At 48.8% G+C, this 22,897-nt stretch carries 22 protein-coding genes and 1 riboswitch; of the genes, 7 read left to right on the forward strand and 15 right to left on the reverse strand.

From position 1 onward, the window contains the following. Window positions 1–166 precede the first annotated feature (166 nt). Window positions 167–1,582, reverse strand: coding sequence for a VanW family protein (locus tag LQE92_RS01905; protein WP_231061318.1), 1,416 nt, complete (start codon window positions 1,580–1,582; stop codon window positions 167–169). A 136-nt stretch (window positions 1,583–1,718) separates the two neighbouring features. Between LQE92_RS01905 and pyrB the strand changes: the two genes are divergently transcribed. Continuing rightward, window positions 1,719–2,642, forward strand: a complete 924-nt coding sequence (pyrB, locus tag LQE92_RS01910) for an aspartate carbamoyltransferase (RefSeq protein ID WP_231061319.1) — start codon at window positions 1,719–1,721, stop codon at window positions 2,640–2,642. Between the two features lie 55 nt (window positions 2,643–2,697). Continuing rightward, window positions 2,698–3,120, forward strand: coding sequence for an aspartate carbamoyltransferase regulatory subunit (locus LQE92_RS01915; protein ID WP_231061320.1), 423 nt, complete (start codon window positions 2,698–2,700; stop codon window positions 3,118–3,120). A gap of 115 nt (window positions 3,121–3,235) precedes the next feature. On the opposite strand, the gene LQE92_RS01920 is transcribed toward LQE92_RS01915, so the two are convergent. Then, window positions 3,236–3,448, reverse strand: a complete 213-nt coding sequence (locus LQE92_RS01920; protein ID WP_231061321.1) for a hypothetical protein — start codon at window positions 3,446–3,448, stop codon at window positions 3,236–3,238. 344 nt (window positions 3,449–3,792) lie between these two features. On the opposite strand from LQE92_RS01920, the gene LQE92_RS01925 reads away from it, so the two are divergent. Together LQE92_RS01925 and LQE92_RS01930 are read left to right on the forward strand one after the other, a co-directional pair. After that, a complete protein-coding gene (locus tag LQE92_RS01925; protein ID WP_231061322.1) occupies window positions 3,793–4,218 on the forward strand; it encodes a hypothetical protein in 426 nt (141 codons plus the stop codon). A gap of 385 nt (window positions 4,219–4,603) precedes the next feature. Further along, the gene (locus LQE92_RS01930) at window positions 4,604–5,020 is read left to right on the forward strand and encodes a hypothetical protein (protein ID WP_231061323.1); all 417 of its coding nucleotides are present in this window, start codon (window positions 4,604–4,606) and stop codon (window positions 5,018–5,020) included. A gap of 80 nt (window positions 5,021–5,100) precedes the next feature. Here the strand turns inward: LQE92_RS01930 and LQE92_RS01935 are convergent, their stop codons facing one another. The 5 genes from LQE92_RS01935 to LQE92_RS01955 form a co-directional block, all read right to left on the reverse strand. Continuing rightward, the gene (locus LQE92_RS01935; protein ID WP_231061324.1) at window positions 5,101–5,652 is read right to left on the reverse strand and encodes an NAD(+) diphosphatase; all 552 of its coding nucleotides are present in this window, start codon (window positions 5,650–5,652) and stop codon (window positions 5,101–5,103) included. Window positions 5,653–5,690: 38 nt separating this feature from the next. After that, window positions 5,691–6,623: a cysteine synthase A gene (gene cysK, locus LQE92_RS01940; protein ID WP_231061325.1), complete on the reverse strand. Its 933-nt coding sequence runs from the start codon at window positions 6,621–6,623 to the stop codon at window positions 5,691–5,693. 115 nt (window positions 6,624–6,738) lie between these two features. Further along, window positions 6,739–7,308, reverse strand: coding sequence for a phosphatase PAP2 family protein (locus LQE92_RS01945; RefSeq protein WP_231061326.1), 570 nt, complete (start codon window positions 7,306–7,308; stop codon window positions 6,739–6,741). A gap of 72 nt (window positions 7,309–7,380) precedes the next feature. Beyond that, complete coding sequence (gene sigK / locus LQE92_RS01950; RefSeq protein ID WP_231061327.1) at window positions 7,381–8,013, reverse strand: RNA polymerase sporulation sigma factor SigK; 633 nt, start codon at window positions 8,011–8,013, stop codon at window positions 7,381–7,383. 104 nt (window positions 8,014–8,117) lie between these two features. Next, window positions 8,118–9,032 (reverse strand): LysR family transcriptional regulator, encoded by a 915-nt coding sequence (locus tag LQE92_RS01955; protein ID WP_331001210.1) that lies wholly within the window; start codon window positions 9,030–9,032, stop codon window positions 8,118–8,120. 152 nt (window positions 9,033–9,184) lie between these two features. Between LQE92_RS01955 and LQE92_RS01960 the strand changes: the two genes are divergently transcribed. Both LQE92_RS01960 and LQE92_RS01965 read left to right on the forward strand, forming a co-directional pair. Beyond that, window positions 9,185–9,817: a chromate transporter gene (locus LQE92_RS01960; RefSeq protein WP_231061328.1), complete on the forward strand. Its 633-nt coding sequence runs from the start codon at window positions 9,185–9,187 to the stop codon at window positions 9,815–9,817. Continuing rightward, window positions 9,801–10,355 (forward strand): chromate transporter, encoded by a 555-nt coding sequence (locus LQE92_RS01965; RefSeq protein WP_231061329.1) that lies wholly within the window; start codon window positions 9,801–9,803, stop codon window positions 10,353–10,355. Before LQE92_RS01960 ends, LQE92_RS01965 begins: the two co-directional genes overlap by 17 nt. Before the next feature lie 11 nt (window positions 10,356–10,366). On the opposite strand, the gene LQE92_RS01970 is transcribed toward LQE92_RS01965, so the two are convergent. Continuing rightward, window positions 10,367–10,675, reverse strand: a complete 309-nt coding sequence (locus LQE92_RS01970; RefSeq protein WP_231061330.1) for a hypothetical protein — start codon at window positions 10,673–10,675, stop codon at window positions 10,367–10,369. Window positions 10,676–11,192: 517 nt separating this feature from the next. Here LQE92_RS01970 and LQE92_RS01975 point away from each other — a divergent pair. After that, on the forward strand, window positions 11,193–12,593 hold the full coding sequence (locus LQE92_RS01975) for an MATE family efflux transporter (protein ID WP_231061331.1): 1,401 nt from the start codon (window positions 11,193–11,195) through the stop codon (window positions 12,591–12,593). A 30-nt stretch (window positions 12,594–12,623) separates the two neighbouring features. Here LQE92_RS01975 and aspS read toward each other — a convergent pair whose 3' ends face one another. The 7 genes from aspS to purH form a co-directional block, all read right to left on the reverse strand. After that, window positions 12,624–14,369 carry an aspartate--tRNA ligase gene (gene aspS / locus LQE92_RS01980; RefSeq protein WP_231061332.1) on the reverse strand — a complete coding sequence of 582 codons (1,746 nt, stop codon included), beginning with the start codon at window positions 14,367–14,369 and terminating at the stop codon, window positions 12,624–12,626. A 358-nt stretch (window positions 14,370–14,727) separates the two neighbouring features. Continuing rightward, window positions 14,728–16,092, reverse strand: coding sequence for an alanine/glycine:cation symporter family protein (locus tag LQE92_RS01985; protein WP_456298549.1), 1,365 nt, complete (start codon window positions 16,090–16,092; stop codon window positions 14,728–14,730). A 72-nt stretch (window positions 16,093–16,164) separates the two neighbouring features. After that, entirely contained in the window at window positions 16,165–18,174 is a 2,010-nt protein-coding gene (locus LQE92_RS01990; protein ID WP_231061334.1) for an ABC transporter permease, read from the reverse strand. Next, a complete protein-coding gene (locus LQE92_RS01995) occupies window positions 18,167–18,934 on the reverse strand; it encodes an ABC transporter ATP-binding protein (RefSeq protein ID WP_231061335.1) in 768 nt (255 codons plus the stop codon). Before LQE92_RS01995 ends, LQE92_RS01990 begins: the two co-directional genes overlap by 8 nt. Window positions 18,935–19,070: 136 nt before the next feature. Next, a complete protein-coding gene (locus tag LQE92_RS02000; protein WP_231061336.1) occupies window positions 19,071–20,060 on the reverse strand; it encodes a sensor histidine kinase in 990 nt (329 codons plus the stop codon). Window positions 20,061–20,084: 24 nt separating this feature from the next. Further along, on the reverse strand, window positions 20,085–20,756 hold the full coding sequence (locus LQE92_RS02005) for a response regulator transcription factor (protein WP_231061337.1): 672 nt from the start codon (window positions 20,754–20,756) through the stop codon (window positions 20,085–20,087). A gap of 348 nt (window positions 20,757–21,104) precedes the next feature. Then, a complete protein-coding gene (gene purH, locus LQE92_RS02010) occupies window positions 21,105–22,655 on the reverse strand; it encodes a bifunctional phosphoribosylaminoimidazolecarboxamide formyltransferase/IMP cyclohydrolase (protein WP_331001211.1) in 1,551 nt (516 codons plus the stop codon). A gap of 52 nt (window positions 22,656–22,707) precedes the next feature. Then, a riboswitch (ZMP/ZTP riboswitch) is annotated at window positions 22,708–22,790 on the reverse strand. Window positions 22,791–22,897: the final 107 nt, after the last annotated feature.

A 22,897-nucleotide genomic window follows, 5' to 3' on the forward strand; every position in this document is an offset into this window, starting at 1 on the left:
CTTCCTGTTTGACCGTATCGGTCAATTTTTCTTCTTTACCCCCATTATAGAGAACTGACTATTTTTTACAACCCTTCCGGATGAAAAAGAGATAAATGCTTACATTCAAAAATAAAAGAAAGAATCCCTGCCTTCTGGCAGGGATCAAAACTTTTAATATGCGATATCAGCCTCCGCTGTTTCTGCGGATTATCGGCGTCTGGGGATTATAGGTACTGTTATGGAGAAATTCACGGCTGATCTCCACTCCGTCCTTCATCACCACCAAATCGGTGACCACACGGTAGCCTTCCTTTCCCCAGCTCTTATATTTTTCTTCTCCCGGCGCCAGAGTATCATCCTCCACATATTCCGGCTCCGGAATCGGAAGCGTCTCTTCTATCTTGGAATCCATCATCACGGAAACCCCTTCCTCCAGTACGGGGATTCCGTAGATATAGCAGGTCACCTCCGCACCGTCGGCGTCCACCAGCACCAGTACATTGCCGGAAGAATTGTTGACGAATTTAAGATCCGAATACGAATAAGCAATCATCGCGTCCTCTCCCAGGTTCACATAGGAGACCGTCATGCTGTGACTGTTCCTCTCGGTAGTCTTGAGCCCTGATTCCACGACCGCATTGTATATGGTAGAGGACACTTGGCACACGCCTCCGCCGAACTCCGGCACCACCTGCCCCTGGGCATAGGTCGCAGCCTGCCTGTATCCCTGGGATTCATTCGTTTCGCCCACCAGGGCGTTCATGGAAAATTCTTCTCCCGGCGCCAAAACTGTATTGTTGATGGTATCAGAAGCCAATTTTACATTGTGATCCCGGTCTTCACTGTTCACGTTCGCTTCTGTGCGGAACTTCGCAATACAGGTATAGACTTCCTTTGCCTGCTCCAGATTAAGCTCCGGAACGACCTCGGACACCTTTCCGGCCAGAACGGCATCATAATCCTGGATGTCTAACGCTGCCCGAAGCTGGATCTTCAGATCCTCCTGGTCCACCTGCCGTCCGGACTCCTCCGCCGAATACTGGAATCCGTTTTCTTCATCGTATCCGGTCAGAGCCGCGTTTTTAGCAGCCACGTCATACCGGGCAGCCACGTTTGCAACGGACTTTTCCAGCTCTGTCTCTTCGTAAGAATCGGATACCGTATAATATTTAGCCTTCCGCTTCAAAAGCGTGATATCCGACAGGCGTTCCTCATCGGTACCCTCATGTCCCAGGCGGAAAGCCTCTGCCAGAATCTCATCTGTATTGTGCGTGAGGATATTATCCACATCGTAGGATTCCCCTCCGCAGTCCACCTTGACCGCCCAGGTATAGCGCCCGTCCACCGCAGCAGCTACCTTTTCTCTGGCCTGGTCCATAGTAAGTCCGTCCAGGGGAATATTCTCCACAAAAATCCCTTCATAAAAGGTTTCCGAATGAGACAATATCTGATTGTGCTCAACGGTCTTTTTCACTATGAAAATCCCTATTACCAGGGCCACCACCCCGAGGGCCGCCAGCACCATACAAAGCATCGGAGCCCGCTCCCACAGACTTTTCTTTTTTTTGTCATGAGTCTGTTCTTTATCTGTAATCTTCATATTTACCTCTCAAAGTCACCGTTTATGTCCTACTTATACTTTACAAAAAATACCTCAATTTGTCTATGGAATATATTGCGTATTTTGAAGTTTTCGTATATACTGGTACAAAAGAAAAAAAGGAGGATGTTCACACATGAGACATTTACTGAGTCCTCTGGACTTCTCGGTAGACGAGCTGAATCACCTGATGAATCTGGCTGGCGATATCGAAGCCCATCCGGTCAAATATTCTGAAGCCTGTAAAGGTAAAAAACTTGCCACTTTATTTTATGAACCAAGTACCCGCACCCGTTTAAGTTTTGAAGCAGCGATGCTTAATCTAGGGGGCAGTGTTCTTGGTTTTTCTTCTGCCGATTCCAGTTCAGCTGCGAAAGGAGAAAGCGTTTCCGATACCATACGCGTAATCTCCTGCTACGCGGACATCTGCGCCATGCGCCATCCCAAAGAGGGCGCGCCCATGGTGGCCGCCACAAAATCCCGTATTCCCGTAATCAACGCGGGCGACGGCGGACACCAGCATCCCACCCAGACCTTGACTGATCTTCTGACCATCCGTTCCCTGAAGGGGCGTCTGGACAACATGACCGTAGGACTGTGCGGAGATCTGAAATTCGGCCGGACTGTCCATTCCCTGATCGACGCACTGGTCCGTTATACCGGCATCCGGTTTGTGCTGATCTCACCGGAAGAACTGAGAGTTCCCAGCTATATCCGTGAAAATGTGCTGGACGCCAACCATATCCCTTATGAAGAAGTCAGGGACCTGGAAACCGCCATGTCCTCCCTGGATATCCTTTATATGACCCGTGTCCAGAAGGAACGCTTCTTCAATGAGGAAGAATATATCCGCATGAAAGACTGTTATATCCTGGATAAAGCAAAGCTTGAAAACGCCAAACCGGATATGAGCATCCTGCATCCCCTTCCCCGCGTCAATGAGATCTCCGTGGAAGTGGACGACGACCCCAGAGCCGCCTATTTCCAGCAGGCACAATATGGTGTCTACATCCGTATGGCGCTCATCCTCACTCTGCTCGGCATCTCGGCGGAAGAATAAAGCTTCCTGTGGAAATTTTGACTGCTGTTATATTTTATAGAAAGGATGAAAATATATGTTAAATATAGGCGGATTAAAAAATGGCATTGTCCTTGACCATATTCAGGCCGGCAAAAGCATGGACATTTATAGATATCTGAAGCTGGACAAGCTGGACTGCCAGGTGGCCATCATCAAAAACGCAAGAAGCAATAAGATGGGGCGCAAAGATATTCTGAAGATAGAAGGCGGCCTGGATGTGGTGGATCTGGACGTACTTGGATATATTGATCACAACATCACAGTCAATATCATCAAAGATGAAAAGATCGTGGAAAAAAGGACTGTAAAACTTCCGAATAAGCTCACCAATGTCATCCAATGCAAAAATCCCCGCTGCATTACCTCTATTGAGCAGGAGCTGCCTCATATCTTCCTCTTGGCCGATGAAGAAAACCAGGTATACCGGTGCGCATACTGTGAAGAAAAATATAAATAAAACTCAAGCGGCTGCGGAATCTCTTCTGCAGCCGGTTTTTAATTTTCAGACAAAAAAATGTGAACCACTCAAATAAGTATGATACTAAATACTTTTTGGAATCATTCTATCAGTCCTAGTCAGGAAATCGACAGAAGTTCCGAGCCGTCACAATGTCGGTTCGCTGGCGAAGCAGGGGCCACTTTATCCCCGCTCCGGCAGTACCGTTCACAGTCGACAGGAAATCTTTATGATTTCCCGTCTCCCGTTCCCTCAAAAACGGAATCGGATTTTCCGTTTTTGCCTTCCTCCGCTTGGGGAACACCGGCCGCTGCCCTGCGGCGCTCACCTTTAGGCCGGCCCGGAATCGTTCTGCCGGTTTCCTGTCTGCCGCACCGTTTCAGACATGCGCTATATTCCTGATTCCAGAAAAGAATCGGATATCCCCAGGGCCCGCACCTTACGGCAGCGGGCCTCCTTCTGCCTCGTCTGGTTTGCAAAGATAAATTTGTTTAAAAGAAATTCAAAGTATACCACAAAAATTATTAATTAAAGCCAATTGTTATTCCGAATTTTGTTTTTTCCAATTTTAGATATCAGTCATTTTACGCTTTCAAACGGTATTGACATTCAATTATGAGTGTGTTATAATTTGACTATAGATTTAGTCTATCTTTTCAGGTAGGTGGAACTATGAAAAAAACATTATTTGTAGTTTTAGTTTTATTATTTATATCTACTGTTATTATTTATATGAAACATGTTCCCACAATATCTGGTGAAAACACAGAAAAAATTTCAGTAACTGTTTATTCTGAATCTGGCATTAAAGAATATTACGTACGTGATTCTATTATCATTTCAGAATTATGTGATGAAATCACAGCCTTGGACAAAACAGCTTTTTATGATTTCTTAGGGCGGAGAGCAGGCGGCTGGACGTTTCGTTTGCGTTTTTTCAATGCTGACGGAATAGAAAAAAGAAGTATCACATTCAAGAAAGGAGTAATAAATTATGATGGCATAATTGATAAAACGTTTTATGTAGATGATACGCTAGTAGATGAAATGCAAAAAAAACTAATTGAAATGGGGGAAGAATATGAAAAGAAATGGTAAACAGTTTTATGTTGTTGAATTATAATATTTGTAATTTGTTCTAATAATGTTTTTGTTTTGGCTTCTTCTGATATATCTATCGATAATATAACCGCAATCAAAGAAATAATTTCAATCTATGATGTTTCCTAAAAGGAAAATGAATTAGTTTATCTAAAATCTGCCAGTGATAAATCCCGCTACTTTTATATCCCCTTTGAAAACACAGGATACCTAATATATGATTCAATAAATATGCAGGACCACCCAGTTGTTATACAATGCAAGACCAATCTATAGTTTCTTTAACTGCCAAAAAAGTTATCGGCTCCATACAAGACCTATATAATATTGAAATGGGTACTATTATAATGCAGGTGATACATGTGGCTCAACGGCTGCTGCTATGTGGTTAAAAGGGTATGATAATTGTGTAAATGGAAGCTATGTCCCTAATAGCTTAAGCACTTCAAACGGAGTAGCATTATGCCAACATATGATTCAGTACATAGACAACAATTGGTATGGTGGTAGTAATCCTGTCGATGTGGCAGGAGGAATTTACAAATATTTAAAAACACAAGGCGTTAATCACTTTCCTACCGTAGAATCATCATCCTTTGCGCTTGTATTTAGTTGTGTATCATCTTTCAATAAACCTTACATTCTATTGATTCAGAATCATGGAAAATACGGAAATCATTGGGTAACCGGATATGGATATAATGACACAGGTTCTTATTCTTATGCTGTAGTGAATGATGGATGGGGAAGTAGTGGTATCCAGATTAATCTATCTTACGAATCTCAAATTATCCACTAAAGAAAGAAGAAGCAAAAATAACGAAGGGTACCATTATAGTACCCTTCACACTCTAGAAAGGCCCTCAGTCTGCTGCTATTTTAGAATAAGCAGCTGTCATACGCCTTGTCATACTGTTTTCTTTTTGCCAGCCAGCTAAGAAGGAATTTCTCCGCAAGGCTTCCATGGCTGATTGCGTCCTTCGCCTCCTCCGGCGTATACCAGGCCGCATGATCCACTTCTTTTGTCATACGGCTCAGATCGTCAGAATCCACGATACTCGCAAAGTTGAGCATCAGCGTATTGCTCTTGGCAAAATACTCACTCTCATTGAAACAGCATTCCGTCACACGCAGTCCCATTTCCTCTCTTACTTCTCTGGCAAGAGCGTGCTCCGCCGCCTCTCCCTTGTTCACGTAACCGGCAACCAGGATATTTTTGTCCCTTCCATATTGCTTTATCAGAAGGATTTTCTCCGAATCCGGACTGTATACAATGGTGCTGATCGCAACGTTATAGGTGGGGAACCGATATGCCCGGCAGGTCTCACAATAAGGAATCATCCCTTCATTTTCCAGAAACCTTTCTTTCAGCTCTGTTCCGCATTCCGTACAATAAGACATGATCTTTAAATCCTCTCTCTTTTCAATCATTCCGTCATTTCTCCGGCCCTTCATCCCGTACCGCAGGATCACTCACCGAAAAGGCTTGTAGACAGATACCTTTCTCCGGAGTCCGGCAAAAGCACGACGATGCTGCACCCTCTGTTCTCCGGCTTTTTAGCCAGCTCCATGGCGGCAAAGACCGCAGCTCCTGAAGAAATCCCCACCAGGATGCCTTCTCTGGCCGCAATGGCTCTCGCCGCCTCATAGGCTTCTTCCGTGGTGACGCAGACCACCTCGTCATATACGGAGGTATCCAAAACCTCCGGCGCAAAACCGGCTCCGATACCCTGCAGGCCGTGGGGACCTGCCTGTCCGCCGCTTAAGACCGGCGAATCCGCGGGTTCCACTCCGACCACCTTCACTGCAGGATTCATTTCCTTCAAATACCGGCCCGCACCGGTAATCGTCCCGCCTGTCCCGATACCGGCCACAAAAATATCCACCATGCCCTCAGTATCCTCCCATATCTCAGGTCCTGTGGTCTCATAGTGTGCCTTTGGATTGGCCGGATTCACAAACTGACCGGCCACAATGCTGCCGGGAATCTCTTCCGCCAGCTCCTCAGCCTTTGCGATGGCTCCCGCCATTCCCAGTGCCCCTTCCGTCAAAACAAGCTTCGCTCCATGGGCTGTCATCAGCTTCTGCCGTTCCACGCTCATGGTATCCGGCATCACGATTATCGCCTCATACCCCTTCGCCGCGGCAAAAGCTGCCAGGCCAATCCCCGTATTTCCGCTGGTAGGCTCAATGATCACAGCTCCCGGCGCAAGCCGCCCGTCGGCTTCGGCCTTTTCAATCATGGAAACCGCCACTCTGTCCTTCGCGCTTCCCGCCGGATTCAGATATTCCAGCTTTCCCAGGATTCTCGCTTCTATCTCCTCTCCTGCTGTAAGGCGTCTCATCTCCAGCAGAGGCGTATGCCCTGTGATTTCTTCAATCCCATGATAAATCCTTCCCATATTATCCTCCTGCTCCCGATACTTATTTGCTTTTTTCTGCATGTCCATTTTACGCCGCTCAATTTACTCTGTCAACCAGAACAAAAGCCGGCTAAACCAGCCGGCTCACTATTTCTCAAAGATGTTTTCCATTGTCCTCTTCCATCTTCCGCTGCTGCCTACGGCAAAGCAGAGCCACCGTCAGCGCGCAGAGAAAACCTATCAGCATCCCGGCCAGCACATCAGTCGGAAAATGGACCCCGACATACAGCCTGGAAAATGCGATCAGAAAAGCCAGTACCAGCAGGGCGTAGCCCCAGATCTTCTTTCCCTTCGGCAAAGTCAGGCAAAGCACGCAGGCCGCCGCGAAAGAGCATCCAGAATGTCCCGACGGGAAAGAAAAATCCCGCGGCGCCGCTACCAGCGGGATCAGATCCGAATACTGGTTGAAGGGTCTGGCACGATGTACCAGATTCTTAAGCCCCAGATTGAGTAATACAAAATCCAGCGCCAGCGCCGCCAGCACAAACAGTCCATATTTCCTGGTCTTCGGATACAGAAGGAGGGCAATGCCCAGGACAATAAAAAACCAACCCACATCTCCTAAGGATGTGACTGCTTTCATAAAGCCGTTAAGCCAGCCGGCCCGCAGGTTTTCCTGTATAAAAAGTAAAATCCCGTGCTCCAGGGTCCCAAGCCATTCCATATATCATCCTCCTCGCACCTGGCATTCCGCAGGCATCCGTATTCTGCATATCATATCATAATGTCTTCCGCTTCACAAGCTTTTCCTGTCCATCACATCACGCAGTTTAAGAAGCGCTCCCTTCTCTATCCTGCTCACATAGGAGCGGCTGATTCCGAGGACAGAGGCCACCTCCCGCTGTGTATGTTCTTTTCCCCCAAACAGACCGTACCGCATGGCAATCACCTGTTTCTCCCGATCACTCAGTATCTCCCCATAGGCTTCGTGCATCCTCTTGATGTCCTGATCCGTGGATATTTTTTCCGCCACGTCCTTACTCTCTGCTTCAATGATGTCCACCAGGCTGATGACATTGCCCTCTTTGTCCGTACCAATGGGCTCATAAAGCGAAACCTCCCGGCCTTTTTTCCGCTCAGCCCGGAGGAACATGAGGATCTCATTATCGATGCACTTCGCCGCATACGTCCCCAGTCTGTTTGCCCGGTCGGGATTAAAGGTATCCACGGCTTTGATCAAACCGATGGTGCCGATGGAGATCAAATCCTCCATCTCATAATCCGTCTGGCTGTATTTCTTTACAATATGTGCCACCAGGCGCATATTGCGCTCTACCAGCACATCTTTCGCTTCCCGCTCCCCTTGCTTCAGCTGCTCCAAAAATGTACGCTCCTCTGAAATGGTCAAGGGCTTTAAGAAGGTTTTCATGAAAAGGCTACCCCGGCAAGTTCTTTCTATTACTTTATGCAGGGACATCTTTCGTAGTGCTTTTACACTTTTTTATTTTTTTTGACAGGACAAGACAAGGCATGTCAGATTTGGGGGATTCCTTGTCCTTTTACGATTCTGCCTTTACATGAGCGGACACATTTAAGCAGTCCACGCATCGGCATGGTCACATATTTGCTCCGGTGGCGGACCGCGATCAGCTCATTAACCAGCTTAAAATCAGCTACCTCCAGCTCGACGAGCTCTCCTTTTTGTATCTCTTTTTCCACGAGAGGCTCAGGAAGCACGGTAATTCCCAGACCTGCCTTCGCCGCCTCAATGAGCGCCTGGGAATTTACACTCGTCCATCTCGGATGAGCAGCATATCCTTTTAAATACAAGGCGCTGTCAAAAGTATCCCGGACCGCGCTCCCTTTTTCCCGAAGCAGCAGCTTTTCCTGACTCAGTTCCTTCACATCCGCCGGCCCCGGTCTCTTCCGGTAGCCAGGAGCGCAAAGTATCTTCATGGAATAGGAAGCAAAGATATCGCAGACATATGCCCCCTGCGGCAGTGTCCCTTCCGTCAGCGCCAGATCCGCTTTGCCCTTCTGCAAAAGATCCATGACAGCGGCGGCCGGCGCCACATCCACATACACTTCCGTATCCGGCCATTCCGAGTGGAATCTCCACAGGGCCTCCGGAAGCCAGAAGGAAGCAATGGTGATGCTGGATACGATACGCAGAGGAGCTTGATATTCCAGGCGTCCCATATGCGCTTCCAATGTATCGCATGATGCCAGGATCGGTGTGACCTCCTCCAGCAAAAGCTGTCCGCACGGCGTTAGACGCACATTTCTGGGAAGCCGGTCAAACAGCTCTGTACCGGTCTCCTCTTCCATTTCCCGAATGGCATGGGATACGGCAGACTGGGTGATATAAAGCCTGGCCGCCGCTTTTGTGAAACTGCCCGTTTCTGCCACCGTCTGCAATATTCGAAAATGCCGCAGTGTCATTGCCATAGTCTTTCCTCCGTCTTCAAAACCCATGAATTATATTAATGGATATCTTAAAATTATATCATTTTACGAATGCCATATCAAGGCCTATAATGATTCAGGAGGCTTAAATAAAGCCTGGCAAATTACTAAGAATTGGAAAGGAGGACACAGACATGTCTGTATCCCAGAACACAGTTCCCTCAAAAGAATCTCCAAAGCCCGGCTTTCAAGAATCCTGCCGGCTTTGGTTCTGGCTTTTCCGCGTCAATCTGTTCATCAGTACCTTCACCTTCGGCGGAGGATACGTCGTAGTTCCCATGATCCGAAAATATTTTGTATTTCAAAAACGACTGTTCACCGAAGAAGAGCTTGTATCCATGGCCGCTGTCGCCCAGTCGACCCCAGGGGCCATTGCGATCAATCTGTCCGCTCTGGCCGGATATCATACAGCCGGATTAGTCGGCGCGGTCATAAGCTGCACCGCCGCGGTCATTCCGCCTTTTGCCATATTGTCACTCGTTTCTCTCTGGTATGCCGCCTTCGCATCCAATCTTCTGATTGCGGCCGTCCTGAAAGGAATGCAGGCAGGAGTCGCCGCATTGATCGTAGACCTGGTGGCCGATATGTGCGCCATGGTACTCAAAGAGCGTTCTGTTCTCCTGACCGCCATGGTTCCCGCTGCATTCTGCGCGGTCTTTTTCCTGAGTATCAATGTGGCTTTGATTTTGGTCGCCTGCTGCCTGCTTTGTATCCTGCGAATCTGGCAAAGACAGAGAAAGGAAAAATCCAATGAATCTTTTACTTAAACTACTGGCGGTTTTTTCACAGATCGGGCTTTTCAGCATCGGAGGCGGTTACGCGATCATCCCACTGATACAGGAACAGGTAGTGAATCAGCAGGGCTGGGTGACCCAGCAGACCTTCACTGACATCATCACCATTTCCCAGATGACGCCGGGTCCCCTGGCTGTCAATACCTCCACCTTTGTTGGCATACAGATCGCGGGGCTTCCGGGCGCCATAGCGGCTACTCTGGGATGTATCATCTCCGGAATCTGTCTCTCTATCCTGCTCTACCGTTTTTTTCAAAAACACCGCACCTCAACCTATGCCCTGGAAGTCCTAAACGGTCTTAAATCTGCTTCTCTCGGCCTGATCGTCTCCGCCGCGGTTACCATCCTCCTGCTGACCTTTACTGGCAGCAGCACGATACAGGCAGGTGCCTCCATAGACTGGATTGCAGTCGTCGTCTTCGTTGTCTGCCTGCTTGTCCTGAGAAAATGGAAGATCAATCCTATCCTCCTCATGGTGGCCACTGGGGTCTTAGGGGGGATTCTGTACTGAAGACCATAGTACTAAATACTTTTTGGAATTATTCTATTAGTCCTAGTCAAGAACCGGCAGAAGTTCCGGGCCGTCACGATTTCGGTTCGCTGGCGATGCAGGGGCCGCTTTGTCCCCGCTCCGGCAGTACCGCTCACAGTCGACAGGAAATCTTTATGATTTCCCGTCTCCCGTTCCCTCAGAAACGGAATCGGATTTTCCGTTTCTGCCTCCCTCCTCCTGGAGAACACTGGCCGCTGCCCTGCAGCGCTCACCTTTAGGCCGGCCCGGAATCTTTCTGCCGGTGCTCTGCCTGCCGCACTGTACTGGACAAATTTCATTTTTTAGATTCCAGAAAAGGATTGGCTCACCGCACGGCCCGCATGCCTTACGGCAGCGCGCTGCGGTGAGCCGCCTCAATGGCTTTCAGAACAAACGAATGCTTATTTCGGTGCGGAAAGAGGAGCAGAAGGAATGTTCCGATTCCATCGTAAGGGGAGCGCTGCAGAGGCGTTAGCAGGATCTCCCGGCCGCAGGGAGGCAAAAATCGCATATCATGCGAATTTTTGTTGGAATCTGACATGGAAAAATATCGATTTATCCATGTCAGTTGGAAAAGACCGACCGGAGGCCGCTAAGATGCTGGTTACGGCTGCCAGCGACCCGCCTGGATGGACTCGGACATCCTTCTGTTTCCTCGGGTTAATAAAATTAAGTTTGTTTGAAAGGTATTCAAAGGTATACCTTAAATGGGCCCTCAAAATTCCCGAAAAATCACTTGCCTCCCCCGTTTTTTTCTGCTATAGTACCCTCGTGCGCGCCTGACCGCATGATTAATTTTCAGGGGGATTTCTAAATATGAAAACTCAGGTGAATTTAGGAAAAGATTCCGTATTCTCTCTTGTTCTGCATCTGGCCATACCGACCATGATCGCCAATTTTGTCAACGTCCTCTACAATATCGTAGACCGGATGTTCATCGGCAATATTCCGCAGGTGGGAGGACTCGCTCTCGCAGGTGCGGGCGTCTGCGGCCCCATCGTGACTCTTCTGACTTCCTTCGGTTCCCTCATCGGCCTGGGCGGTTCCATTCTTTTTTCCATGCGTCTGGGCGAGGAACGAAAAAAAGAAGCGGAGACGATCCTGTCCAACAGCTTTCTAATGCTGGCTGCTGTGTCTGCCGTTCTCACGCTTCTGTTTCTTATCCTTAAAAACAAGCTGCTCATGTGGTTCGGCGCCAGCGCCGTCACCTTCCCTTATGCCAATACCTATATGACCATCTATACTCTAGGGACATTTTTTGCCTTGATGGCCGTCGGACTCAATTATTTCATCACCTGTCAGGGCTTTGCTTCCATCAGCATGGTGACCGTACTGATCGGTGCAGTCTCAAATATCATCCTGGATCCTGTCTTTATCTTTGTTTTTCGGATGGGCGTGGCCGGCGCCGCCGTGGCAACGGTGCTGTCCCAGATGTTTTCCTGTCTGTTCGCTCTCTTCTTCTTGTTTGGACGGAAAGTGCCCGTCCGCATCACTTTTGGAAACTATTCTTCCTCACTCATGCGGCGGATCATCCACTTGGGAATCTCCCCTTTTCTTATCATGGCCACCGACAGCATCATCATGATCGTACTGAACAGCTCCCTGCAGCGTTACGGCGGACTGGCAGAGGGCGACCTGCTGATCACAGCCGGCACGATCATCCAAAGCTACATGCTGATCATCACTTCCACCATGCTTGGCATATCCAGCGGCACTCAGGCCATCTTAAGCTATAATTACGGGGCAAAACAGGCGGACCGAATCAAGCTGGCAGAAAAGTATATTTTGATGCTCTGCCTGATCTTCACCTCTGTCATGTTCCTTATCTCCCGGCTGCTGCCTGCTTATTTCGCCCGGATATTCACCAATGATCCTTCTCAGATCCGCATGGCAGTCTGGGGAATCCATGTATGCACCTTATCCATTATCCCTCTCAGCTTCCAATATGCTTTTGTGGACGGTCTGACAGCTCTGGGATGCACGAGGGCGGCGCTGACCCTTTCCATGTTCCGAAAGGGCTCCTATGTGATCTTAGTGCTGGCGCTGCCCGCGTTTCTCGGAGCCAGAAATGCCTTTTATGCGGAGCCGCTCTGTGATATCCTGGGTTCTGCAGCCGCCACAATCTCTTTCTTCCTCATATTCCAAAAGCATTTGGATAGACGGATGCACGAAGTCCCGCCTCCGCTCAGGGACGATTCGCCGATGAAAACGGTATAGATGGTATGGCAAAAGCTAACCGCTCGTTTTTTACTGACGCACCTTAATGTGAACCTCCCTAAGCTGCTGCTCCGTCACTTCTCCCGGCGCGCCGCACATCAGATCCTGGGCCGTCCCGCTCATGGGAAATGCGATCACCTCCCGGATATTCTCTTCGTTTCTCAGAAGCATGATCATCCTGTCGACCCCCGGCGCCATGCCTGCATGGGGCGGTGCCCCAAACTGAAACGCATTATAAAGGGCGCCGAATTTATTCTTCAGAGTCTCCTCATCATATCCGGCAATCTCAAAGGCCTTCACCATGACATCCATATCATGGTTCCGGACAGCCCCCGAGGACAGTTCCACGCCGTTGCAGACAATATCATACTGATACGCCAGGATATCCAGAGGATCTTTCGTATTCAGCGCTTCCAGGCCGCCCTGCGGCATAGAGAACGGATTATGAGTGAACCCAACCTTCTTAGTCTCCTCGTCCAGCTCGAACATCGGGAAATCATTGACATAGCAGAAACGGTATGCCTTCTTTTCTATAAGCTCCAGCCGCTCGCCCAGCTCATTTCGAATCTGTCCCGCGTATTTTGCCGCTCTTTCCTCATTATCGGCCACAAAGAAAATCACATCATCCGGAACGAGTCCCGCCAGCTCTGCCAGCTCCGTCTTTTTTTCACCGGGAATGAATTTATCGATCGGTCCCTTATAGGACATGTCCTCCTTTACCTCCAGATAACCCAGACCGCCCATACCGATTGACTGAGCGAACTTCAGAAGCTTTTCATGGAAGCCCTTGGACAGCTTCGCGTGGACCTTGATCGCCCGGACCGTCTTCTTATGAAAAGGCTTAAAGGTACAGCCCTGGAAAAATTCCGTCACATCCAATATCCGGAGCGGGTTCCGAAGATCCGGCTTGTCCGTGCCGAATTCCAGCATGGCCTGCTTATAGCTGATGACCGGATAAGGCGCTTCGGTAATCTCATAGCCCTCCGGCGCGAACTCTTTAAATGCTCCGGTCAGCACTTCCTCTCCCGCACGGAACACATCCTCCTGTGTGGCAAAGCTCATCTCAAAATCCAGCTGATAGAACTCTCCCGGAGAGCGGTCCGCACGGGCATCCTCATCGCGGAAGCAGGGCGCGATCTGAAAATATTTATCGAAACCGGATACCATCAGAAGCTGTTTATACTGCTGGGGTGCCTGGGGCAGAGCATAGAACTTTCCTTTGTACTTCCTGGAAGGAACAATATAATCCCTGGCTCCTTCCGGAGAGGAAGCACAGAGAATCGGCGTCTGAATCTCCACAAACCCCATCTCTGTCATCTTTTCTCTCAGGTAGCGGATGACCTTGGAACGGAACAGGATATTTTCCTTTACCTTTTGGTTCCGGAGATCCAGATAACGGTATTTTAAACGCACATCCTCCCGTATATCTTTGGAAGATGTAACCTCAAAGGGCAGATCCCGGTAGACTTTGCCAAGCACTTTGATGCTGTGCGCCTCCAGTTCAATGGTGCCCGTGGGAATCTTCGGGTTATATGTCTCCTCATCCCGGTGTTCGATCAATCCTTCTACGGAAATGCACTCCTCCTTGCGAATTCCCTTTAAGAGGCCGGTATCCTTGAGGACAACCTGCATCACTCCGTACATATCGCGTAAATCGATGAAAGACACTCCTCCGTGATCGCGGATATTTTCCACCCAGCCTGCTATTTTCAGTTCAGCTCCCACGTCCCCTTCTCCAATCTGGTCCATGGTCTTGTTTCGATACATGTCTGACATTTTCTCTTTCTCCTTTACTTTTATAAGAACAAAAAATAAGCTGCCGTCCGGAAATTTTACTTTCAGGACGAACAGCTTTCATGTCCGCGGTACCACCTGATTTACTGCCGTCCAAACGACAGTCCCCTCATGGTCTGCTGATTCACGCCCAGCTCACGACGCACCTACTGTCCGTCAGAACGGAGTTCAGATTGCAGCTGATAGAGTGTTATTCATATAGATTCACTTTGCAGGATTCTCACTGCCGCCTGCTCACTGGGAACGATAATCTATACTACTTCTCTCCGTCATAGCCTTTACCGTATTTTATAATACAGAATTTATTTTGTCAATTCATTTTTCCCTTTGTTTTACATTCTTATTCACCCAGCTCTTCTTTTTCGTCCAAATGACCGCCCCATAGAAAATATCTGGTCTCTTTTACGACCACACCCTGCAGGATCAGCAGACAGATAAGGTTTGGAACCGCCATCAGTCCGTTCAGCAGATCGGAGAATTCCCATATCACTCCCATGGACGCCACAGCTCCCGCGAACAGCGCAGCCAGATAGATGAGCCGATAATATTTGATGCCCCGGCTTCCAAACAGATATATGACCGCCCGCTCACCATAAAAACTCCATCCTAAAATGGTGGCAAAGGCAAAGATGACCAGCGATACGGCAAAAATAACGTGGCCGTACTGATTCATAAGGCCAAAGGACTGCTCTGCCAGCTGGCCGCCTGAAAGTCCGTTAAACACCGCAGGCTTATGAAGCATGGAAGACACGATCACGATACCGGTCACGGCGCAGAACACCACTGTATCCCAGAACGTACCTGTCATGGACACCAGCGCCTGTCTCACGGAATTCCTGGTCCTGGCGCTGGCCGCCGCCATCGGCGCGGTTCCAAGGCCTGATTCATCGGAAAACAACCCTCTCGCGATTCCGTGGCGGGACGCCGAAAGAATAGTACTGCCCACGAATCCTCCCAGAGCCGCTCTCGGTGTGAACGCCGCCGTCACAATGAGCTTCAGAGCCGGAAACAGATACGCTCTGTTTATGAATAAAAGAGCCCCGCTTCCTGCCAAATAAAATATGGCCATAAAAGGCACCAGCTTCTCACACGCCCGGGAAACGGCTTTCGCGCCGCCCAGCATTACAATCGCCGCCAGGACCGATACTACGGCGCCCGTAACTGCCGGCTTTACATCAAACGCCGTACTCATGACGCTGCTGATGGCATTGGCCTGTACGGTACAGCCAGTGCCAAAGGTAGCGCAGATCGCGAAAAACGCAAAAACCACAGCCAGCGGTTTACAATGCAGTACATTCTCCATCACATACATGGGCCCGCCCACATATCCTCCGTCTTTATCCTTCACACGGTACTTCACAGACAGCAGAGATTCTCCGTATTTCGTCGCCATGCCGAATACGCCGGTCAGCCAGCACCAGGCCACCGCTCCCGGACCTCCCATGGCAACGGCTATGGATACTCCGATGATATTTCCCGTGCCGAGCGTCGCGGCCAGAGCCGTCGCAAGGGCCCCAAACTGGCTCATCTCCCCCTCGCTGTCCTCATCTTCCGTCACTGACAGCCGGAGAGCCTTGAATATTTTCCGCTGAGGCATCCGGAGGCGGATGGTCAGGAGCAGATGCGTGCCGAACAAAAGGGCCATCATGGGAATTCCCCATACAAAATTGTTACATAGACCTAAAAGGTTTTCCAATACTTTCATGTAACAACTGTATGGGGAATTTTTCTATTTTAGAAGAATATTACGCAAAAAGATTTATGCTTGTATGACGGTTCAGCTGACAATCTTATAGTAAGCCTTTGCCGTCAGCTGATAAACAGACAGATAAAACACAGCGAATACGGCAAAGCTCCCGGCCATGCACAAGGCGAACAATCGGATATCCGTCATTTGGAAAACAGCCAGCACTCTGGTGATAAAAGGAAATGCAAAGGCAACATGTATTCCCGCGCCCAAAAGCGGCAGAAAGAATACGGTCAGCACCTGGGAATGGATGGAGCGTTTGATTTCCCCGTACCCCATTCCGACTTTTTTCATGATGGCAAAGCGGGCTTTGTCGTCATAGCCTTCGGAAATCTGCTTATAGTAAATGATCAGAATCGTAGCCATGATGAACAGGCTTCCCAGAAAGATTCCGATGAAAAACAGCCCGCCAAACATACCTGTATCGCTCTTTCTCTGACTGGACCGGCAGTCGATCGAAACATTCAGAATCCCTTCTCCCGGGCCCGAAGGAGCCGTCATCCTGTCCATGAGCTTCTGATAAAAGGCTATCTGTTCCTCATCTCCGGCATTCAGGTCAAATCCATAGACTGCCTTTATGGAAGAAGCATTGGCTCCATAAGCCCCCGCCTGGAGCACACTCCATTCTCCCAGGGCCTTACGGTCCTTCACCACCAGGATATAGCTTTTGGACACGTCATTCATAGTCCCGGTCCCCGCCAGGAATTCTCCCGCCTGCCCTTTGATCTTATACTCCCTATCAAAGATGCGGACGGATTCTTTTTTATATTCGCCGCTCTTGTCACAGAACAGGATTTCATTCTCCTCCAGGCTCTGATCTTTTCCGGTCATCTTGTTGTAATCCTCCAGTGTCACCACATAGAGTTCTCTTAAGTTGTCGATTTCAAAAACAGAGCCGGAGCCGGTATTCGTTTCAAAATATTCCTCTTTTTCCAAGGCCGCGAAGCTCAAAAATGCAAAGGATAATTCCTGCTCCGCCGAAAGGCCTGTTTCCGATAAGACCGACCTGGTACGGTCTTTGATGGCTTCCACAGACTGCTCCGAATAATCCTTTGTGGTGATCATAATACTTCTGGGATAACGCTCCTTCAGCATATCTTTCATCCCCAAATACAGACAGAGGGAGGAGGATACCATTACCAGCACCATTGTGGATAAAATACAGATATTGGCAAGCCCCACCGCATTTTGCTTCATACGGTACAGCATACCGGAAACTGATATAAAATGATTCGGCTTATAATAATAGTTCCTTTTCCGCCTCAAAAGCTTTAAAAGTGCCACACTGCCTGCCGTGAAAAGGCAGTACGTACCTACGATCACCAGGAAAACGGCTATGAAGAAAAAGGATACTGCCGCCACCGGGTTCTCAATGGATATCGCCATGTAATAGCCGGCGCCCAGGCACAGGACGCCGAGTATGGCCGTCAGCCACCGTGTCTTCGGCTCTTTCTCCCCTGCCTGTCCTTCCCGTAAAAGCTCCATCGGACTCTTAAACTGGATCTGTCTTATACTGTTCAAAAAGATCAGCAGAAAAATACCGAGGAACAAAAGGCAGGTATCCAAAAACGCCTTTTTGGAAAATACAAACTGCAGCGCACCCTCAATGTGAAAAATATGGAGGATCAGCAGAAACATGAGCTTGTTCAGAACCGCACCGGTAATCAGACCAAGAAAAAGACTCATGAACGCAACATCCACTGTCTCACAAAATATCACCTTTCCCAAATGGCGCTTTTCCATTCCAAGAATATTATAAAGTCCGAATTCCTTTTTTCTTCTTTTCATCAGGAAGCTGTTGGTATAGAACAGGAAGATCAGGGCAAAAAAACCAGTTACCCTGGTCGCCATTCCCAGGGTATACCGGACCGTGCCGCTTCCCAGCACGTCATCGATTCCCGGATTTTCCGCCAGAGAGTGAATCATGAAAAACATCGCCGTGGTCAGGATACAGGTCAGGATATAGGGGACATACGTCCTGCTGTTTTTCTGAATATTGGTGGCAGCCAGCTTCGGATACATCAGAATTCCTTTACTCATGCCGCCCACCGCCCGTCGCTATCATAGTCAGAGTATCGGAAATCTTCTGATACAAGGTTTCCGAGGTGTCTCTCCCTTTGTATATCTGATGAAACACTTCCCCGTCTTTGATAAACAGCACCCTTTTTGCCTTGCTGGCCGCCTTGACGCTGTGAGTCACCATCAAGATCGTCTGACCGCAGTCATTGAGCACGCCAAACAGCTCCAAAAGGCTCTCCGTGGAGCGGGAGTCCAACGCTCCGGTGGGCTCATCTGCCAAGATCAGCTGAGGACTGGTTATGATGGCTCTGGCCACCGCCGCCCTCTGCTTCTGTCCGCCGGATACCTCATAGGGAAATTGGGCCAGGATATCCTGAATGCCAAGTCTGGGCGCAATACCAGAAAGCTTCCTGTCCATCTCGTCATATTTTCTGCCTGATAATACAAGGGGCAAAAAGATATTATCCCGTATAGAGAAATTATCCAGCAGATTGAAATCCTGGAACACGAAGCCCAGGTTATCCCGGCGGAACGCCGCCAGCTCCCTCTCCGGGATTTTAGTCACATCCTTTCCATTTAAATATACCTCGCCGCCCGTGGGCTTATCAAGCGCCGCAAGGATATTGAGCAAAGTCGTCTTACCTGAGCCCGACTCTCCCATGATTGCCGTATATTCTCCCTTCTCCACGGAAAAATTCACGTTGGAGAGAGCCTGTACCTGGCTGCCGCCAAATCTGGTAGTATAGATTTTCTTCAAATGTCTTACGTCCAGCATAGCCATTTGTCCTGCCTCCTTCATCTGCTTCAACTGAGATCTACGGCATTATTATAGTTAAAAGAAAAAGGAGCTGCCATTTCTTTGACTTACATTTTTACCGGCCCGGCTTACAAAATTGAAAGGTAAGACCCTTCTCCATTTATTCTGGACGGATATCCAAGAAATCCAGCCCCAGGCGGACTTGGGTACCTTTGCCCGGTTCTGAAGTGATATTGAGTGTATGGGACAGCTTATGCAGGATCTCACGGCACAGATACAGGCCGACGCCTGTTGCCGCCTTATCCGTCCGTCCATTATATCCGGTAAAACCCCGTTCACAGATACGGGGCAGATCTTCCGGAGCAATCCCAATGCCTGTATCCTCAATGATCAGTGTTTTCGGATGTTCCATATAAATGGTGATTTTCCCTTTATTCGTATATTTCAGCGCATTAGAAAGAAGCTGCTCGATCACAAAAGACAGCCACTTCTCATCCGTCAGCACCGTACAGTCCACATCCAGAAGCTCTAATCCGATTTTCTTCCGGATAAAAAGAGGCGCATATTTTCTGACGGAATGGCGCACGATCGGTTCCAGAGGATACCGGCGAATGACAAAATCTGTGCTGTCACCGTTCAACCTCAGATAGGAAAGCACCATTCCCACATACTGTTCCACCTTAAAAAGCTCGGAAAGCAGCTCCCGGTCATGGGCAGAATCCTCCGAAAGGAGCAGTCTCATGGCCGCGATGGGAGTTTTGATCTGGTGGGCCCACATGGTATAATAATCCACCATCTCCTGTCTGGCCTGCTGCCCCTTATCCGCAATCCGCATCCTTTCTTCACGCTCTCGCTTTAAAAGCTCCTGATAGTCGGATTCCAAAAGTGACTGAGGCTCCGGCAGATTTTCTCCGTCTACCAGGACGGTCTTTCTCAAAAGCTTCAGGCGGCTGTGCCTGCCCACATACCGGATAAAATCCCATGCCCACAGGACTAATCCCGAACAAAAGCACATCAGAACACAGTAAGCCACCGCGTCCAGCGGCAGCTGTTCCAGATAAAAGACGAGCAAAAAGATGCCCGAACACACGGCAAGCAGAAACAATCCCTTCCAATGGTCTTTTAGGTAGGATACCGCCAATCTTGTCATCTTTCCCTTTTACCTCCCTGTGATCTACTCAACCAGATAACCGATTCCCTTTTTCGTGGAGATAAATTCCTCCAGTCCGGCTTCTGAGAGCTTTTTCCTGAGCCTGGTAACATTCACCGTCAGTGTATTGTCATCCACATAAGAATCGGTTTCCCACAGCCGGTTCATAAGCGTGTCCCGGCTGACGATCTTTCCTTTATTCTCCAGCAGAGTTTTCAATATCCGGTATTCATTTTTGGAAAGCTCTATCCTATACCCTTCATAAATAAGGACCGCCGCATCCATATCTAATATCGCTCCCCGGTGCTGCAGAAGCTCCGTCTGCTTCCCGAAATCATAGGTCCTCCGAAGCACCGCCTGCACCTTCGCTGTCAATACCTCCAGGCTGAAGGGCTTTATCACGAAATCGTCGCCTCCCATATTCATGGCCATAACAACGTTCATATTATCCGAAGCCGAAGAAATATAGACAATGGGTACTTTAGAAACTTTCCGGATCTCACTGCACCAATGATAGCCGTTGAAAAACGGAAGGCCGATATCCAAAAGGATGAGATGGGGCTTATAATATAAAAATTCCTCCAGCACCTTCCGAAAATCCTGGACACATGCCGCTTCCATCCCCCAGGCCTCCATATGCTTTTTCACCGACGACGCTATCACGGAATCATCCTCCACGATCAGCACACGATACATGACAACCTCCCTTACTCCTCTATTCTTTATATTACAGGCTATTATAACATAAACCTGTATAATATTTTACTTAATAGAAGTCATTCTGCGAAATTATAATAGACACATGCAGGCAGCGGCCGTTACGAACAAAGGACGGTATATGAAATTGTTTAACAGTCCGAATATAAAAAAGGCACTATAATTAAAAGTGCTCAGCAAAGATAACACGATTATAGGTTCTGGGGAAGCCTGTTGTGAGAATGGTACCGTTAATATACCTAAAAAAATGAGAACACATAATGGGAACTACAAAGACCCCGCAGCCTTCCGGCCTCCGGGGTCTTTAACTTTCTTAATCTTGCGGCATCAATGGCGGAAATGTCTCATACCTGTAAATACCATTGCTATGTCATATTCATTGCACTTATCGATAGACAGCTGGTCGCGCATCGCTCCGCCGGGCTGGATGATTGCCGTAATACCGGCTTCATGAGCGGCTTCCACACAATCGGGGAAGGGGAAGAACGCATCGGAAGCCATGACCGCCCCCTTTGCCGCATCCGGTCCGATCAGCTCTCCGGCATGTTCTACAGACTGCTTGGTCGCCCAGATCCTGTTCACCTGCCCAGGCCCAATGCCTACAGACTGTTTATTCTTCGCCAGCGCAATGCCGTTGGATTTCACGTACTTCACCATCTTCCAGGCGAACATCATGTCTTCCATCTCCTGCTCAGAAGGCTGTCTGTCCGTCACCACCTTGAGCTCATCGCCGATCAGCTTGTTGTCGATGCCCTGGACGATCAGGCCGCCGTTCACTTTCTTTAAGTCGAGGGCCGTTTCCCTCTGAAGAGCCGTGATATCAGGCAGTCTTAATACACGTACATTTTTCTTCTCACAGAGAATATCCAGCGCTTCCTTTTCGTAGGAAGGAGCAATGATGACCTCCAGGAAGACCTCTGCCATCTTTTTCGCCATGGGTGCCGTAACTTCTCTGTTGACTGCTACAATCCCGCCGAAAATAGATACGTTGTCTGCGGCGTAAGCTTTGTCCCATGCTTCTTCAATAGTAGCTGCGCTGCCTACGCCGCAGGGATTTCCGTGTTTGCTGGCCACTACGGTCGGCTCCTCATATTCCTTGCAAAGCTCCAATGCTCCGTTTGCATCATTGATATTATTAAAGGAAAGCTCTTTGCCGTTTAACTGCTCCGCCATATCCAGCGTGCCCTTTTTCTTGCCTACCTCCCGGTAGAAAGCGGCCTTCTGGTGGGGGTTCTCGCCATACCGCATATCCTGTACCTTTTCAAAGGTCATGGTCAGAGTCTCAGGCAGATCATAATCCTCCCGCTCTGCTTTCAGATAATCGGCTATCATGGTGTCATAGTTGGAAGTGTGCATAAACACCTTCTGCATCAGATAAAACTTGGTATCCAGGGATACCTTTCCATCCTCTTTTATCTCCTTCAGCACTGTCTCATAATCTCTGGGATCCACGATCACCGCCACATCCTGGTAGTTCTTCGCTGCCGCACGGAGCATGGTAGGACCGCCTATGTCAATATTCTCCACCGCGTCTGCCCGAGTCACGTCATCCTTCATGATAGTTGCTTTGAAAGGATACAGGTTCACGATGACCATGTCGATCGGCTGAATTCCCAGCTCCTCAAGCTGTTTCATATGGGACGGATTGGAACGCATGGCCAAAAGACCCGCATGTACAATCGGATGAAGAGTTTTCACACGCCCGTCCAGGCACTCCGGGAATCCAGTCAGCTCGGATACCTCGATGGCTTTTACTCCTTCGTCCGTAAGTTTTTTGTAAGTTCCGCCTGTGGAGATGATTTCCACTCCCAGCTTTGTGAGTTCCTTTGCCAGTTCCACGATGCCGGTCTTGTCTGATACGCTGATCAACGCTCTCATTTTCATGCTCCTTTCTAAAAAAGAAAAACGCCTGAGTAACCCATAGTATCCTTCAGGCTGCCCAGGCGGTCGGCTCATATGTTATCCCGCGCTCCCCGTAGGTACTCCTACTCTCCGCCAGTCGCACGGTCTTGCATTTACATTATGATATTACAATAAAAAAGAAAACTTGACAAGTCCTTTTCTCTGATTTTACGCAAAATTTCCTTTTGGGATTCTTTCCGGCCAGGTTGACATTCCCT

Source organism: Lientehia hominis (assembly GCF_021044755.1).
GTDB lineage: Bacteria > Bacillota > Clostridia > Lachnospirales > Lachnospiraceae > Lientehia > Lientehia hominis.

Bases quoted from the DNA above. Each gene is read 5' to 3' on its own strand.
- LQE92_RS01965 (WP_231061329.1), top strand. From the start codon at position 9,801: ATGAATCTTTTACTTAAACTACTGGCGGTTTTTTCACAGATCGGGCTT.
- LQE92_RS01925 (WP_231061322.1), top strand. From the start codon at position 3,793: ATGAAAAAAACATTATTTGTAGTTTTAGTTTTATTATTTATATCTACT.
- pyrB (WP_231061319.1), top strand. From the start codon at position 1,719: ATGAGACATTTACTGAGTCCTCTGGACTTCTCGGTAGACGAGCTGAAT.
- LQE92_RS02005 (WP_231061337.1), bottom strand. From the start codon at position 20,756: ATGTATCGTGTGCTGATCGTGGAGGATGATTCCGTGATAGCGTCGTCG.
- LQE92_RS01975 (WP_231061331.1), top strand. From the start codon at position 11,193: ATGAAAACTCAGGTGAATTTAGGAAAAGATTCCGTATTCTCTCTTGTT.
- aspS (WP_231061332.1), bottom strand. From the start codon at position 14,369: ATGTCAGACATGTATCGAAACAAGACCATGGACCAGATTGGAGAAGGG.
- sigK (WP_231061327.1), bottom strand. From the start codon at position 8,013: ATGAAAACCTTCTTAAAGCCCTTGACCATTTCAGAGGAGCGTACATTT.
- LQE92_RS01955 (WP_331001210.1), bottom strand. From the start codon at position 9,032: ATGGCAATGACACTGCGGCATTTTCGAATATTGCAGACGGTGGCAGAA.
- cysK (WP_231061325.1), bottom strand. From the start codon at position 6,623: ATGGGAAGGATTTATCATGGGATTGAAGAAATCACAGGGCATACGCCT.
- LQE92_RS01985 (WP_456298549.1), bottom strand. From the start codon at position 16,092: ATGAAAGTATTGGAAAACCTTTTAGGTCTATGTAACAATTTTGTATGG.
- purH (WP_331001211.1), bottom strand. From the start codon at position 22,655: ATGAGAGCGTTGATCAGCGTATCAGACAAGACCGGCATCGTGGAACTG.
- LQE92_RS01990 (WP_231061334.1), bottom strand. From the start codon at position 18,174: ATGAGTAAAGGAATTCTGATGTATCCGAAGCTGGCTGCCACCAATATT.
- LQE92_RS01905 (WP_231061318.1), bottom strand. From the start codon at position 1,582: ATGAAGATTACAGATAAAGAACAGACTCATGACAAAAAAAAGAAAAGT.
- LQE92_RS01995 (WP_231061335.1), bottom strand. From the start codon at position 18,934: ATGGCTATGCTGGACGTAAGACATTTGAAGAAAATCTATACTACCAGA.
- LQE92_RS01930 (WP_231061323.1), top strand. From the start codon at position 4,604: ATGTGGTTAAAAGGGTATGATAATTGTGTAAATGGAAGCTATGTCCCT.
- LQE92_RS01945 (WP_231061326.1), bottom strand. From the start codon at position 7,308: ATGGAATGGCTTGGGACCCTGGAGCACGGGATTTTACTTTTTATACAG.
- LQE92_RS01915 (WP_231061320.1), top strand. From the start codon at position 2,698: ATGTTAAATATAGGCGGATTAAAAAATGGCATTGTCCTTGACCATATT.
- LQE92_RS02000 (WP_231061336.1), bottom strand. From the start codon at position 20,060: ATGACAAGATTGGCGGTATCCTACCTAAAAGACCATTGGAAGGGATTG.
- LQE92_RS01935 (WP_231061324.1), bottom strand. From the start codon at position 5,652: ATGATTGAAAAGAGAGAGGATTTAAAGATCATGTCTTATTGTACGGAA.
- LQE92_RS01970 (WP_231061330.1), bottom strand. From the start codon at position 10,675: ATGAAATTTGTCCAGTACAGTGCGGCAGGCAGAGCACCGGCAGAAAGA.
- LQE92_RS01960 (WP_231061328.1), top strand. From the start codon at position 9,185: ATGTCTGTATCCCAGAACACAGTTCCCTCAAAAGAATCTCCAAAGCCC.